Source organism: Escherichia sp. 10290 (genome assembly GCF_030295155.1).
GTDB lineage: Bacteria > Pseudomonadota > Gammaproteobacteria > Enterobacterales > Enterobacteriaceae > Escherichia > Escherichia coli_F.
This window is the reverse complement of the sequence record NZ_AP025741.1, coordinates 304,406-318,822: the sequence shown is the minus strand read 5'-3', so window position 1 is coordinate 318,822 and position 14,417 is coordinate 304,406. Positions and strand designations below refer to the sequence as shown.

Below are 14,417 nucleotides of genomic sequence, written 5' to 3'. Positions count from 1 at the left end.
TAAACATGAGTCATATTTACTCCAAGAGAAAATACTCCTTCTGTAATTAAACCTTCATCTCCTTCGGGGTGAGAAATACATAATGCATCTTACTATGAAAAACAGGTGGATATAAATTTTCCTCCCTACCTATTTAATAAAACGTGAATATAAAAGTTATTCTTCAGTTTGCAGATGCAGTAGGTCTGATGGTAATTTCGGTTGTATCAACGCTTTCGGGAGATTCAATAATATGCCTTACAGCACGGGCAATATCCGCGGGTTGAAGTGCAACAGAACGGTAGGCGTCCATTGACTTCATGGTTTCCACATGGGTCATGGTTGAAGCCAGTTCACTTTCTACAACCCCAGGATTTACGCAGGTCACACGGATTTTCGAGCTTTCCTGCCGTAAGCCATCAGAAATAGCCCGTACTGCAAATTTTGATGCGCAATAGACTGCGCCTGTGGGCACAACAGAAAGGGCACCAATAGAACCAAGATTGATTATCTGACCGGAACCCTGTGCGTCCATCACCGGAAGTACAGCGCCAATTCCCCAAAGTACGCCTTTGATATTCACGTCAATAGTGAGCTCCCATTCATTTTGTTTTCCTGCTGCAAGCGGTGAAAGCGGCATAACGCCCGCATTATTGATAAGAACATAAACTCGCCCCCAGCTATCCAGCGCTGCTTGCACGAAATCTGCCATGGACTGTCGGTCTGTGACATCCAACTCCCGCGCTTTAGCAATTCCTCCTGCGCGGCAGATTTCTTTTGCAATGGCTTCGATACGCTCAAGTCTGCGTGCTCCCAGTAAAACCTTTGCACCTGTCGTTCCCAGCTCTCTGGCAATACCTTCCCCAATACCACTTGATGCGCCGGTGATTAATATGACCTTATCCATTACGTTCTCCTTCAAATGTGTTCGGAGAGATAATAGAACTTTATGATTGGTTCCAGTATCCTGCTTTCAATGTACTCAATGGTTAGCGGCATTAAACAATGAAAATCGATCTTAATCTTTTACCCATTTTTATCGCGGTAGCAGAAGAGAGTAATTTCAGTAAAGCCGCCGCACGACTGGGCGTTACCCGTTCAGCGGTCAGTCAGGGAATAAGACGTCTTGAAGATGCATTCGGGACAATGCTTGTAATGCGGACCACGCGCTCAGTTAATTTGACGGAAGCGGGAGAACGGCTGCATAAATCGTTGTCATTACCTTTATCCGGTATTGAGGCAGCGTTCGAAGAGATGGTCTCTGACCATGTACCACGTGGACATCTCAGAATCGCGGTGACGTCGATAGCAGAAGAATTTCTTTCAGGTCCGCTAATCGCTTCGTTTGCAGCTGCCAATCCAGCCGTTACGCTTGATATTGTTGTCACGGATGAGGAATTCGATATCGTTACCGCAGGTTACGATGCTGGCGTAAGGCTCGGAGAGGTCATTGAAAAAGACATGATTGCTGTTCCCCTTACCGGTAAGCAGCGTGAAATGGTCGTTGCCTCTCCCTCCTATCTCGCAGCCAACAGCACACCTGTTCATCCGCGCGAACTTGTGAATCATAAGTGTATCGGCTGGCGTCAGTCCCCGGAGGTTGCGCCTTATCGCTGGCCATTTGAAGAAAACGGTAGAGCTTTCGACCTTGCGATTGAACCGCAGATTACGACGAATGATCTGCGTCTGATGTTGAGGCTGGCTCTTGCCGGCGGAGGAATAACAATTGCCACTCAGGAAACGTTCAGGCCATATATTGAAAGCGGTAAGCTTGTATCGCTGCTTGATGACTTTCTTCCACAATTTCCGGGCTTCTATCTGTATTTCCCACAGCGTCGCAATATTGCACCAAAGCTCCGCGCCCTGATTGACCACGTCAAGGAATGGCGGCAGCAATTGGCTTAAATGTCTGCACCTGCACTGCCTGATGTCAGAACAGTATTTTGAGAAATTGCCAGGGTTACAATGGCACAAATATGGCACAGGAGGAAAACGTGGTGTAATTGAATATGAGGTAACTACTTGATTTAAATGGTGCCGATAATAGGAGTCGAACCTACGACCTTCGCATTACGAATGCGCTGCTCTACCAACTGAGCTATATCGGCCCTGAAAGGACATGTTCACGAGCGTGAATCACGGTGGACAAGGTTAAAACTAACCGGGCGATGCGTCAATGGCCTTGTGAATCAAATGGCTACTTTTGCATCACCCGGTTTTATTTATGCACGAATGGTGTAATCACCAATGCCGATCCACTTGTAGGTGGTCAGAGCTTCCAGCCCCATTGGGCCGCGCGCGTGGAGTTTTTGTGTGCTTACCGCAACTTCCGCCCCCAGACCAAACTGGCCGCCGTCGGTAAAACGCGTAGAGGCGTTAACGTAAACAGCGGAGGAATCCACTTCGTTGACAAAACGCTGGGCATTACGCATATCGCGGGTCAGGATCGCATCGGAGTGTTGCGTACCGTGTTCACGAATATGGGCGATGGCATCGTCAAGATCGCTGACGATTTTGACGTTCAAGTCTAATGACAGGAACTCATCGTCATACTCTTCGGCTTTAACAGCCACCACCTTCGCGGGACCTGCCTGCAACTGCGCCAGCGCAGTTGCGTCAGCGTGTAATGTCACGCCGCTTTCCGCCATTTGCTTGCTTAATGCGGGCAGGAAGCTATCTGCGATGTTTTTATTTACCAGCAACGTTTCTACCGTATTACACGTGCTCGGGCGCTGAGTTTTCGCGTTGACAATCACTTTCAATGCTTCAGCGATCTCTGCACTTTCATCAACGTAAATATGGCATACGCCTATACCACCTGTGATTACCGGAATCGTCGACTGCTCGCGGCACAGTTTATGCAAACCAGCCCCGCCGCGTGGGATCAGCATGTCGATGTATTTATCCATACGCAGCATTTCACTGACCAGTGCACGGTCAGGATTATCAATCGCCTGCACGGCACCCGCCGGTAATCCGCAGGAATTCAGAGCATCCTGAATCACCGCTACCGTTGCAGCATTAGTGCGGCAGGTTTCTTTACCGCCACGCAGAATCACCGCGTTACCGGTTTTCAGGCACAGTGAAGCAACATCAACCGTCACGTTCGGGCGCGCTTCATAAATCACGCCAATCACCCCCAGCGGCACGCGACGGCGTTCCAGGCGCAGGCCACTGTCCAGCACGCCACCATCAATCACCTGCCCCACTGGATCGGCGAGGTTACACACCTGGCGCACATCATCGGCAATGCTTTTCAGCCGTGCGGGCGTCAGTGCCAGGCGGTCAAGCATCGCGTCACTAAGACCATTGGCACGCGCGTCAGCAACATCCTGGGCGTTAGCATTGAGGATGCTTTCGCTTTGTGCTTCCAGTTCATCGGCGATTTTTTCCAGCACGCGATTTTTTTCGCGGCTGGAGAGTTGCGCTAATTTATACGAGGCTTGCTTCGCGGCAATGCCCATTTTTTCCAGCATCGGCCTGCTCCTTAACGGGTAATCATGTCATCACGGTGAACGGCAACCGGGCCGTATTCATATCCCAGTATTGCATCAATTTCTTGCGAGTGGTGTCCGGCAATACGGCGTAATGCATCGCTGTTGTAACGACTGACGCCGTGGGCGATATCGCGACCTTCGAGGTTGCAAATGCGAATGACTTCACCACGCGAGAAGTTGCCGGTTACGCTTTTAATGCCTTTCGGCAACAGGGAGCTGCCGCGTTCAAGAATGGCGGCGGTTGCCCCTTCATCTACCGTGATTTCACCCGCAGGTGGCGCACCAAAAATCCAGCGTTTACGGTTTTCAAGCGGAGTTGCCTGGGCATGGAACAGCGTACCGACGGAAATGCCTTCCATCACATCACCAATGACGCCCGGCTTGCTGCCCGCGGCAATAATGGTGTCGATACCCGCGCGGCAAGCCACGTCAGCGGCCTGCAATTTGGTGCTCATGCCGCCGGTTCCAAGACCTGAAACGCTGTCACCGGCAATCGCGCGCAGAGCGTCATCAATGCCGTACACATCTTTAATCAGTTCTGCCTGCGGATTGCTACGCGGGTCAGCGGTATACAAACCTTTTTGATCGGTCAGCAACAACAGTTTATCGGCACCGGCCAGAATCGCCGCCAGTGCCGAAAGGTTATCGTTATCGCCGACTTTAATCTCTGCAGTAGCGACAGCATCGTTCTCATTGATTACCGGAACGATGTTGTTATCGAGCAGTGCACGCAAGGTGTCGCGGGCGTTCAGGAAGCGTTCACGGTCTTCCATATCAGCACGAGTTAGCAGCATCTGCCCGACGTGAATACCATAAATCGAAAACAGCTGTTCCCACAGTTGAATCAGTCGACTCTGCCCTACCGCCGCCAGAAGTTGTTTCGAGGCGATAGTCGCTGGCAGTTCCGGGTAACCCAGGTGCTCACGTCCGGCGGCAATCGCCCCCGACGTCACAATTACAATCCGATGCCCGGCGGCATGTAGCTGCGCGCACTGGCGAACAAGTTCAACGATATGGGCACGGTTCAGGCGGCGCGATCCGCCTGTTAGCACACTGGTGCCGAGTTTTACCACCAGCGTCTGGCTGTCACTCATGATTCTCTGCCATTCAATTTTAGGGAAAATGATATCAAACGAACGTTTTAGCAGGACTGTCGCCGGTTGCCAACCATCTGCAAGCAAAGCATGGCGTTTTGTTGCGCGGGATCAGCAAGCGTAGCGGCAGTTGTTTACGCTTTTATTACAGATTTAATAAATTACCACATTTTAAGAATATCATTAATCTGTAATATATCTTTAACAATCTCAGGTTAAAAACTTTCCTGTTTTCAACGGGACACTCCCGCTGAATATTCGCGCGTTAATTAAAATCAGGAATGAAAATGAAAAAGAGCACTCTGGCATTAGTGGTGATGGGCATTGTGGCATCGGCATCCGTACAGGCCGCAGAAATATATAACAAAGACGGTAATAAACTGGATATCTATGGCAAAGTTAAAGCCATGCATTATATGAGTGATAATGACAGTAAAGATGGCGACCAAAGTTATATCCGTTTTGGTTTTAAAGGCGAAACACAAATTAACGATCAACTGACCGGTTATGGTCGCTGGGAAGCCGAGTTTGCCGGAAATAAAGCAGAGAGTGATACTGCTCAGCAAAAAACGCGTCTTGCCTTTGCCGGGTTGAAATATAAAGATTTGGGTTCTTTCGACTATGGTCGTAACCTGGGGGCGCTGTATGACGTGGAAGCATGGACCGATATGTTCCCGGAATTCGGCGGCGATTCCTCCGCGCAGACCGACAACTTTATGACCAAACGCGCCAGCGGACTGGCAACGTATCGGAACACCGACTTCTTCGGCGTTATCGATGGTCTGAACTTAACCCTGCAATATCAAGGAAAAAACGAAAACCGCGACGTTAAAAAGCAAAACGGTGATGGCTTCGGCACGTCATTGACATATGACTTTGGCGGCAGCGATTTCGCCATTAGTGGGGCCTATACCAACTCCGATCGCACCAACGAGCAGAACCTGCAAAGCCGTGGCACGGGCAAGCGTGCAGAAGCATGGGCAACAGGCCTGAAATACGATGCCAATAATATTTACCTGGCAACTTTCTATTCTGAAACGCGTAAAATGACGCCAATCTCTGGCGGCTTTGCCAATAAGACGCAGAACTTTGAAGCAGTCGCTCAATACCAATTCGACTTTGGCCTGCGTCCATCGCTGGGTTATGTCTTATCGAAAGGGAAAGATATTGAGGGCATCGGTGATGAGGATCTGGTCAATTATATTGATGTCGGTGCTACATATTATTTCAACAAAAATATGTCAGCGTTTGTTGATTATAAAATCAACCAACTGGACAGCGATAACAAATTAAATATTAATAATGATGATATTGTCGCGGTTGGGATGACCTATCAGTTTTAATGGAGATTGCCGGATGCGGCGCATCCGGCACTTTTCACTCACGCGGTTAACTTCACCGGTTCATCACGAAAATCATCCGCCGGTTCCAGCTTCAGATTCAGTGTCGTCAGCAGTTCACGCAGCTTCTCATGAAACTCACGCAGGGTATGTTCCAGTCGCTCAACCACTTCGGCATCTTTTACCGGAACGTTCTTCCAGTCGCCTGCTTTATCGAACAGACCAAACTGGTAGCTGTAAGTAAAACGGGATTCCTGCGCTTCAAGCTCCATCCACCAACCCCAGAACTCACGCACTTCCGGCGCTGGTTTCACGTTGACGCATACAGCCAGACAATCGAAAAAGAATCGATTATCTTCGCACTTACCTTCACGAATATAGGGGCCTAGTGCGGTAAATTTTTTGATCAATCTGCTCTTCGGGTGTCCACTCGGTAACGTCATTGCGATCTCCTGTTGTGATGCACCTGTTTTACCAAACTGGTAAAATTTAGCAAATTTTTAACACAATCGTTTTTCGATCCAGCTCGTGATTTCCTGAAGACCTTTGTCAAAATTCCGATACACCGGATTAAATGGAATCTCTAACAATTTACCATCAGCAGATGATGAGGTGATTAAGCGTGAGTCCTCTTCCGGGCTGAACGGATCGTTCTTCCAGTAGCCTGATAACATTGGCGTTGGGCAGCGACGGCCCAGCAATCCTTGCACTTTTAATGAATAACGATTCAGTTCCACACGCAACGCTTCATCGGAAGCATCATGCATCCCCAAACGACTCGCCAGAACGTCAAGATACATTTCCGGCACCTGTTGCTGGCACTTAAAATCACTCAACAGGGTATGAACTACTGGACCAAGACAAGCAACCGCTTTCAGACGCGGCGATTCAAGATATGCCAGACGCACAGCAACGTTAGCGCCAAAACGGAAACCAAAGGCCGCGACACGGGTGTGATCCACCCACGGGACGTTAGGCAGCGCCTTTAAGACGTGCTGATGCAACAGGCTGGAGTCCTGAGTGAGCTTCCATTTTGAAGAAAAGCCCACCGACGGCATATCAATAGTCAGCATCGCAATGCCGCGCGGGGCAAAATAACGTTCATACAGACTGTAATAATCCGTCTGCATCGCATCCAGACCACCACACATTAATACCGTCGGGAACGGGCCATCGCCTTTCGGCATATGCAAAAAGCCGGTGATGGGCGCACCGCCTGGTACGGTAAACTCCATCTGCCGCATCGTGCCCGGCAGACGTTGGGCGGCCTCTTCATAGGCACGGTTTGACAAAGCCTGCGCTTGCTCGGCCAGGTCATCCCCTTTCAGATGAGGATAGGCGGCAATGTTGTACAACGTGGCCGCATGCAGCCAGTGACGACCACTGAGTTGTGGATCTTCTTCCGCACAAGCTTTTTGTTGCCACACCATCGCCTGGGTGGCCCATTCATAAATCCAGTTGCCGCCGCGGTAGCCAATCACCGTATCGTATAAATCATCGTCGGTACGTTCAGCATCGCTCATCACAATACGCGCCTGAACGTCGAGGATTTCACGTGGGTCAATGCCGCGCCAGATCCACATCAGACGGTTTATCATGCGATACCAGTGGGGGATGGTTTTACCATCAAGGGCCGACTGCACAGGCGGTTGTGCGCCGTGATTAAAGCGGCGGACTAGCGTCGAGGTTTCAGGATGTTTAAAGCGGGGTTTGAACAGGGTTTCGCTCAGGTTTGCCTGTGTCATGGATGCAGCCTCCAGAATACTTACTGGAAACTATTGTAACCTGCCTGAAGTTAAAAAGAACAACGCCCGGCAGTGCCAGGCGTTGAAAAGATTAGCGACCGGAGATTGGCGGGACGAATACGACGCCCATATCCCACGGTTGTTCAATCCAGGTATCTTGTGGGATATCAACAACATAATCATCAACCAGCGGACGACCTGCCGGTTTAGCGAAGATGGTGACAAAGTGCGCTTTTGGATACATTTCACGAATCGCAACCGCAGTACCGCCGGTATCCACCAGATCATCAATAACGATGAAGCCTTCGCCATCGCCTTCTGCGCGTTTCAGCACTTTAAGCTCGCGCTGGTTGTCGTGATCGTAGCTGGAAATACAAACGGTATCGACATGACGAATACCCAGTTCACGCGCCAGTAACGCACCCGGTACCAGACCGCCACGGCTTACGGCAATAATGCCTTTCCATTGTTCAGAAGGCATCAGTCGGCTTGCGAGTTTACGTGCATGGATCTGCAACATGTCCCAGGTGACGATGTATTTTTCGCTCATGTGAAGTGTCCCAGCCTGTTTATCTACGGCTTAAAAAGTGTTCGAGGGGAAAATAGGTTGCGCGAGATTATAGAGATCTGACGCACTAAAAACCAGTATTTCACATGAGTCCGCGTCTTTTTACGCACAGCCTCTCCCTGACGCGGGATAAAGTGGTATTCTCAAACATATCTCGCAAGCCTGTCTTGTGTTGACAACATTTTCTGCTAACCCTGTGACCTGCAATACTGTTTTGCGGGTGATCGACAAGGAGACTTAACGTGTCTGAACTGTCTCAATTATCTCCACAGCCGCTGTGGGATATTTTTGCCAAAATCTGTTCTATTCCTCACCCGTCCTATCATGAAGAGCAACTCGCTGAATACATTGTTGGTTGGGCAAAAGAGAAAGGTTTCCATGTCGAACGCGATCAGGTGGGTAATATCCTGATTCGTAAACCTGCTACCGCAGGTATGGAAAATCGTAAACCAGTCGTCTTGCAGGCCCACCTCGATATGGTGCCGCAGAAAAATAACGATACCGTGCACGATTTCACTAAAGATCCTATCCAGCCTTATATTGATGGCGAATGGGTTAAAGCGCGCGGTACCACGCTGGGCGCGGATAACGGCATTGGTATGGCCTCTGCACTGGCGGTTCTGGCTGACGAAAACGTGGTTCACGGCCCGCTGGAAGTGCTGCTAACCATGACCGAAGAAGCCGGTATGGACGGGGCGTTCGGCTTACAGAGCAACTGGTTGCAGGCTGACATTCTGATTAACACCGACTCCGAAGAAGAAGGTGAAATCTACATGGGTTGTGCTGGGGGGATCGACTTCACCTCCAACCTGCATTTAGATCGTGAAGCCGTTCCGGCTGGTTTTGAAACCTTCAAATTAACCTTAAAAGGTCTGAAAGGCGGTCACTCCGGCGGTGAAATCCACGTTGGCCTGGGTAACGCGAACAAACTGCTGGTGCGCTTCCTGGCGGGACATGCAGAAGAACTGGACCTGCGTCTTATCGATTTCAACGGCGGCACACTGCGTAACGCCATCCCGCGTGAAGCCTTTGCGACCATTGCTGTCGCAGCTGATAAAGTCGACGCGCTGAAAACGCTGGTGAATACCTATCAGGACATCCTGAAAAACGAGCTGGCAGAGAAAGAGAAAAATCTGGCCTTGTTGCTGGACTCTGTTGCGAACGATAAAGCTGCCCTGATTGCGAAATCTCGCGATACCTTTATTCGTCTGTTGAACGCCACCCCTAACGGTGTGATCCGCAACTCCGACGTAGCAAAAGGCGTGGTTGAAACCTCACTGAACGTCGGTGTCGTGACCATGACCGACAACAACGTAGAAATTCACTGCCTGATCCGTTCTCTGATCGACAGCGGTAAAGACTACGTGGTGAGCATGCTGGATTCGCTGGGTAAACTGGCAGGCGCGAAAACAGAAGCGAAAGGCGCATATCCTGGCTGGCAGCCGGACGCTAACTCCCCGGTGATGCATCTGGTACGCGAAACCTATCAGCGTCTGTTCAACAAGACGCCGAACATCCAGATTATCCACGCGGGTCTGGAATGTGGTCTGTTTAAAAAGCCGTATCCGGAAATGGACATGGTTTCTATCGGGCCAACCATTACCGGTCCACACTCTCCGGATGAGCAAGTTCACATCGAAAGCGTAGGCCATTACTGGACACTGCTGACTGAACTGCTGAAAGAAATTCCGGCGAAGTAATTACAATAATGTCCACGCCTGCGGGCGTGGACTACTGTTTGAAGCCAATGGCTATCTATATCGAAATAACAAAACATTATGAAACTCATGAAAAGGTCGCATATTTATATAGCTGCGACCATATTTCATGGGGAGAATTTCTGATCACCAAAGAAAGTTTTGCGCTGGAATCCGTGAAAGAACTTAAGGGTGAAAAGCAGAATTTTTATATGTTCAGAGCCTGGGGCAAAGTCAGGAAAACATACTTAGCCACGGGAGAATTTCCCCTGGAAACATGTTACGCCGCTTAAAGTCAGAATCATTTTTTCACGCGTTTTACATTTACCATTTTAGCATTACGCCTGCACCACATAGCAATGGCGGCAGCTACTAATGCCAGTTCCAGTAAAAAAGACCAGTGTAATAAAAAATTGAGCCACCACGGATGATGTACCGCTGTAATATGAAAGAATGCAAATGGCTGGTTAACGAAAGGCATCAACCACCAGATATCACCGACCAGCGTATCGAGTAATAAATGCGCGATACTATTCAGGCAAAACACCACGCCCAACCACGCCGGAAGTTTATTCTTCGCAATTGCGGCCCAGACTAATGTCGCCGCCAGCAGAGCAAACCATAATAATGGCCAATGAGACGGGTAAAGATGATGATGTCGTTGCCCGTTATCCACCAGATAACACCAGAAGAGATCAAAATCGGGTGCAACGGCCCCGACTAAGCCAATAACCATCGCCCACCGCGCATGACGAGAAATCAGCGGTAGGCGTTTCACTAAAGTACAAGTTATTAAATATCCAGCCGGAAGATGACCGATAAACATGACGAATCCTTTCATTTTTGCCCGCCGCTTTCACGAAGAAAACGGCGGGTGACATTCCTCAATTACACAGCGATAAAAGCCATCCCTGTAAACGTCCGTCGCGGGTTGCCACGTTCAATCTGGTGATGGAACATTCGCCGCTGCGATTTCAGCGCCGCGCTATTTTCCTGTCGCTGTTGTTCCAGCTTCCAGGCAATCAGTAATCGCGCCAGCCGTTTGTTAGCATGCTGACTGCGCTCTGACTGAACCTTCACCCTAATACCGGATGCCAGATGCGTGGCGCGCACAGCCGAGTCGGTTTTATTGACATGTTGACCGCCCGGCCCCGACGAACGCAGCGTCTCATAATGGATCGCATCGGATTGCTCCTGCTCATCTGCAGTAAAACGCCCAATGCCCAGAAACCAGTTTTTGCGCCCATGATGAGGGCGATACGGACTCGGACAAATCCACTGGATAGTGCCACACCAGCTTTCGCTTAGTGCCCATGCGTTGTCGCCATCAAGTGAAACCAGCGCCGAACGTAGTGTGTCAGAGTAGCGACCCGTTTCTGTTTCCAGCACCGTTACCGCGACGTCTTGTCGGGCAGCTTCTTTAATCAGCCTGTCCAGTGCCTTTTTCACTGCGAGACAACATTCTTCCGGTCCCTGAGCTGAGGAGAGTTGTAGCAAGATCATCCTTTTTTCCCTCCACTGTTTTTGAGCGTCAGCACCGGACGCAGTCGCGCGACAGGAATAATTAAACCGGCCTGCACCAGACATTGCACCACACTTTCAGCCGATTTATAGGCTTGTGGCGCTTCTTCAAAGATGAGTTGTTTATCGCGACAAATTACCCGGCTGCCAAGTTCAGTACGTGAGAGCTGCGTCGCTGTGTATTTCGCTGCCAGACGCCCTTTACACTCGGTGCGCCCCCATTTACGCCCTGCCCCATGCGCCAGCGAGTGGAGCGTTTTTTCGTTCGCAACAGGCTTAACCAGCCAGGAGTAATCACCGCGTGAACCGGGAATAATCACCAGACCGTTGTCATCCGGCGTAGCCCCTTTACGGTGTAACCATCCTTGTTGATCGCCGATTCGACATGCGCTAACAAAGTTATGCGCCACATCCAGAACCGAATTTCCGTTGGCCTTAACTTGTTGCATTATGCGCAAAGCGATCAGCTGGCGATTAATACGCGCAAACGCCAGCGCATCATCATGTTCCGCAATATAACTTAGCGCGTCGTCACTGCCTTCAGGCAAACCATGATGCGAAAACGAGGCAATATGCCGCTGTAAAATAGACTGCCCTAAACCACGCGAGCCGCTATGGACCAGCAGTTGCAGATGCTGCGCATCCAGACCTGACAGTGCAAACAGTTCAGCGTCGATAATTTGATCAACTTGTTGCAGTTCTGCGAAGTGGTTTCCGCCACCGATAGAGCCAAGCGCGCAGCGCCACGGATGCTGTGCAAACGCTGACGGCAGGTTTTCCTCCAGCCAGCTTTCTTCAGCAACGTCATCCAGCACAGATAATCGCTTTTCAAACTTATCGGCGTTGTATTTACGCGCGAGAATATCTGTTTGCCATAGCGCCATGCCGCAGCCGATATCATTGCCGACCAGTGCCGGGTAAAAACGGCCTACGGAGAAGAACGCTGCGCCAATCGGATAGCCGCGTCCGGGGTGTAAATCTGGCATCCCTACTACGCGTTGCATGTCGGGTAAATTTGCCGTGATGTGTAATTGTTGGATCGCTGAACTCTCGATCCACAGGTCATCAGATGCAATGGTAAATACCGCATCGGATAAGGGACGAATATATTTGCCCATGTATCATTCCATTTATACTCGTCATACTTCAAGTTGCATGTACTGCGACTGCGTTCGTTCACCCCAGTCACTTACTTTAGTAAGCTCCTGGGGATTCACTCGCTTGTCGCCTTCCTGCAACTCGAATTATTTAGAGTATATAAATATAAAAATCAGGAAATGGCAGACGAATCCAGGGCAAGAAAAAAAGAATTAATCCTGGAAAGGTCTGCAAAGAGTCATTGATAAAGGATTTTTCATGATTTACCTCCTTGCAGTTTGTGGAATAAGAAAACGCGCACATATTAGGCGGGCGTTATTTTCATTGCAAGCTGGATTTAGTGTTGCGGTTTATATCGCATATGAAAATTAGTAAACCACGCTCCCCGGCATTCAACGCGCTGCTGCTTAACTGTCTGAAAACCATAACGTTCAAAAAAGGGTTTTGCGGTTATGCTGGCGTCCACCGTAAGTTCGGATTCAGACTTAATCAAAGGTTTTAACAAAGCGCTGGCAACCCCACGGCGGGTATATTCAGGGTCAACAAATAACATATCGATATAATGTTCAATGCGGGAAATAAAACCAACCGGTTGTGCATTAATCACAGCAACCCGCACTTGTGATTTCGCGAGTTTCTCTTTCCATCGATGTTCATCAATCTGCGCCCAGGCGGCAATTTGTTGTGGTGAATAATGCTGACTGGCGGTCATCGTAACCGCTCTAATAAAAATAGCGCATAGTTGCTGAAAATCGCCAGGCTGATAGTCTCTTATTTGTATATTATTCATAATCCCAACACCAGTTGTCTTTCCATTTGCGGATCCAGCAACGTCACATGCAGCCCCACCAGCCGCACACCGCGCCCGCCACGGCGTTCATCCCAGGTTTTACGCGCAGTGGCGATCAAGTCAGCTTTATTCAGCCGCGGCCAGACGTGTTCCTGAGTGGTTTGCTGAAAATCGTCGAACTTTAATTTCACCCCCTGGCGGGCAATCAGCAAATCAGGTTTTACCTTTGCCAGACGGCGTTCAAGTTCCGGATACAACCGCTCGATAATCGCTTCACATTCAGACCAATGATGAATATCTTCCGCCATCGTGCGTTCCACACCAACGGATTTTCGCAACCTTTCGCTGTTAACGTCGCGCTCGTCAATGCCCTGGCTACGCTCCCACAAAATGCGGCCAAATTTGCCAAAGCGTTTAAGCAACGTCACCAGATCACACTTTTGTACATCGCCACAGGTTCGTAGCCCCATCGCTTCCAGTTTTGCCGCCGAGACTTTGCCGACACCGGGAATTTTTGCCAGCGGTAAGGTTTGCAGAAATGCCGGAACTTCTGCCGGCGTAATCACAAACTGACCGTTGGGTTTATTCATGTCTGAGGCGATTTTGGCGAGAAACTTGACCGGCGCAACGCCCGCAGACGCCGTCAGTTGCAGCTCGTTGAAGATCGTCTGGCGGATTTCCTGAGCGATAAGGGTCGCAGAGCCGTGGCAATGTACGCTGTCGGTGACGTCGAGATAAGCTTCATCCAGCGACAACGGCTCAATACGCGATGTGTAGCGAGAGAAGATTTCGCGGATATGATTTGACGCTTCTTTGTAGGCGTCAAAGCGCCCTGGAAGCAAGGTGAGATGCGGACACAGTTTGAGCGCCATGCCGGTTGGCATTGCGCTACGCACGCCAAATTTACGCGCGGGATAATTGGCGGTGCTGATCACCCCCCGGCGTTCGCGGCTGCCGCCAATAGCAATAGGGATATCGCGCAGGGCGGGATTGTCGCGCATCTCCACCGCGGCGAAAAAGCAGTCCATATCCACATGAATGATTTTACGCATTGCTCACCTCTCAATACTGGTAAAGTATACAGTGAT

Annotated in this window: 15 protein-coding genes and 1 tRNA gene; 4 read left to right on the top strand and 12 right to left on the bottom strand. The window is 49.9% G+C overall.

Going from position 1 to position 14,417, the window contains the following annotated elements; translation table 11 throughout:
- Positions 1 to 163: 163 nt before the first annotated feature.
- Positions 164 to 886, bottom strand: a complete 723-nt coding sequence (locus QUE74_RS01475) for an SDR family oxidoreductase (RefSeq protein WP_000361972.1) — start codon at positions 884 to 886, stop codon at positions 164 to 166.
- A 98-nt stretch (positions 887 to 984) separates the two neighbouring features.
- On the opposite strand from QUE74_RS01475, the gene QUE74_RS01470 reads away from it, so the two are divergent.
- Positions 985 to 1,884 carry a LysR family transcriptional regulator gene (locus QUE74_RS01470; RefSeq protein WP_000687181.1) on the top strand — a complete coding sequence of 300 codons (900 nt, stop codon included), beginning with the start codon at positions 985 to 987 and terminating at the stop codon, positions 1,882 to 1,884.
- Between the two features lie 127 nt (positions 1,885 to 2,011).
- Here the strand turns inward: QUE74_RS01470 and QUE74_RS01465 are convergent.
- From QUE74_RS01465 to proB, 3 genes are all read right to left on the bottom strand, one after another.
- Positions 2,012 to 2,087, bottom strand: a tRNA-Thr gene (locus QUE74_RS01465).
- Positions 2,088 to 2,201: 114 nt separating this feature from the next.
- Entirely contained in the window at positions 2,202 to 3,455 is a 1,254-nt protein-coding gene (proA, locus tag QUE74_RS01460) for a glutamate-5-semialdehyde dehydrogenase (protein WP_000890578.1), read from the bottom strand.
- Between the two features lie 11 nt (positions 3,456 to 3,466).
- On the bottom strand, positions 3,467 to 4,570 hold the full coding sequence (proB, locus tag QUE74_RS01455; protein WP_001285288.1) for a glutamate 5-kinase: 1,104 nt from the start codon (positions 4,568 to 4,570) through the stop codon (positions 3,467 to 3,469).
- Between the two features lie 287 nt (positions 4,571 to 4,857).
- On the opposite strand from proB, the gene phoE reads away from it, so the two are divergent.
- Entirely contained in the window at positions 4,858 to 5,913 is a 1,056-nt protein-coding gene (gene phoE, locus QUE74_RS01450) for a phosphoporin PhoE (protein ID WP_000749856.1), read from the top strand.
- Positions 5,914 to 5,951: 38 nt separating this feature from the next.
- On the opposite strand, the gene crl is transcribed toward phoE, so the two are convergent.
- The 3 genes from crl to gpt form a co-directional block, all read right to left on the bottom strand.
- Positions 5,952 to 6,353 carry a sigma factor-binding protein Crl gene (gene crl / locus QUE74_RS01445; protein ID WP_000174675.1) on the bottom strand — a complete coding sequence of 134 codons (402 nt, stop codon included), beginning with the start codon at positions 6,351 to 6,353 and terminating at the stop codon, positions 5,952 to 5,954.
- Positions 6,354 to 6,410: 57 nt separating this feature from the next.
- Positions 6,411 to 7,655, bottom strand: a complete 1,245-nt coding sequence (gene frsA, locus QUE74_RS01440; protein ID WP_000189544.1) for an esterase FrsA — start codon at positions 7,653 to 7,655, stop codon at positions 6,411 to 6,413.
- A gap of 91 nt (positions 7,656 to 7,746) precedes the next feature.
- Positions 7,747 to 8,205, bottom strand: coding sequence for a xanthine phosphoribosyltransferase (gene gpt, locus QUE74_RS01435; protein WP_001291990.1), 459 nt, complete (start codon positions 8,203 to 8,205; stop codon positions 7,747 to 7,749).
- Positions 8,206 to 8,465: 260 nt separating this feature from the next.
- Between gpt and pepD the strand changes: the two genes are divergently transcribed.
- Both pepD and QUE74_RS01425 read left to right on the top strand, forming a co-directional pair.
- Entirely contained in the window at positions 8,466 to 9,923 is a 1,458-nt protein-coding gene (pepD, locus tag QUE74_RS01430) for a cytosol nonspecific dipeptidase (protein ID WP_001293012.1), read from the top strand.
- An 8-nt stretch (positions 9,924 to 9,931) separates the two neighbouring features.
- Complete coding sequence (locus QUE74_RS01425; RefSeq protein ID WP_000106439.1) at positions 9,932 to 10,213, top strand: hypothetical protein; 282 nt, start codon at positions 9,932 to 9,934, stop codon at positions 10,211 to 10,213.
- 8 nt (positions 10,214 to 10,221) lie between these two features.
- On the opposite strand, the gene QUE74_RS01420 is transcribed toward QUE74_RS01425, so the two are convergent.
- From QUE74_RS01420 to dinB, 5 genes are all read right to left on the bottom strand, one after another.
- Positions 10,222 to 10,746 (bottom strand): metal-dependent hydrolase, encoded by a 525-nt coding sequence (locus QUE74_RS01420; protein ID WP_000469798.1) that lies wholly within the window; start codon positions 10,744 to 10,746, stop codon positions 10,222 to 10,224.
- Positions 10,747 to 10,808: 62 nt separating this feature from the next.
- Entirely contained in the window at positions 10,809 to 11,423 is a 615-nt protein-coding gene (gene prfH / locus QUE74_RS01415; RefSeq protein ID WP_000602108.1) for a peptide chain release factor H, read from the bottom strand.
- The gene (locus QUE74_RS01410) at positions 11,420 to 12,559 is read right to left on the bottom strand and encodes an RNA ligase RtcB family protein (RefSeq protein WP_000521570.1); all 1,140 of its coding nucleotides are present in this window, start codon (positions 12,557 to 12,559) and stop codon (positions 11,420 to 11,422) included. The genes prfH and QUE74_RS01410 overlap by 4 nt, the downstream gene beginning before the upstream one ends.
- A 317-nt stretch (positions 12,560 to 12,876) precedes the next feature.
- Complete coding sequence (locus tag QUE74_RS01405) at positions 12,877 to 13,329, bottom strand: GNAT family N-acetyltransferase (RefSeq protein ID WP_001059848.1); 453 nt, start codon at positions 13,327 to 13,329, stop codon at positions 12,877 to 12,879.
- Complete coding sequence (gene dinB / locus QUE74_RS01400; protein WP_001226166.1) at positions 13,326 to 14,381, bottom strand: DNA polymerase IV; 1,056 nt, start codon at positions 14,379 to 14,381, stop codon at positions 13,326 to 13,328. The genes QUE74_RS01405 and dinB overlap by 4 nt, the downstream gene beginning before the upstream one ends.
- Positions 14,382 to 14,417: the final 36 nt, after the last annotated feature.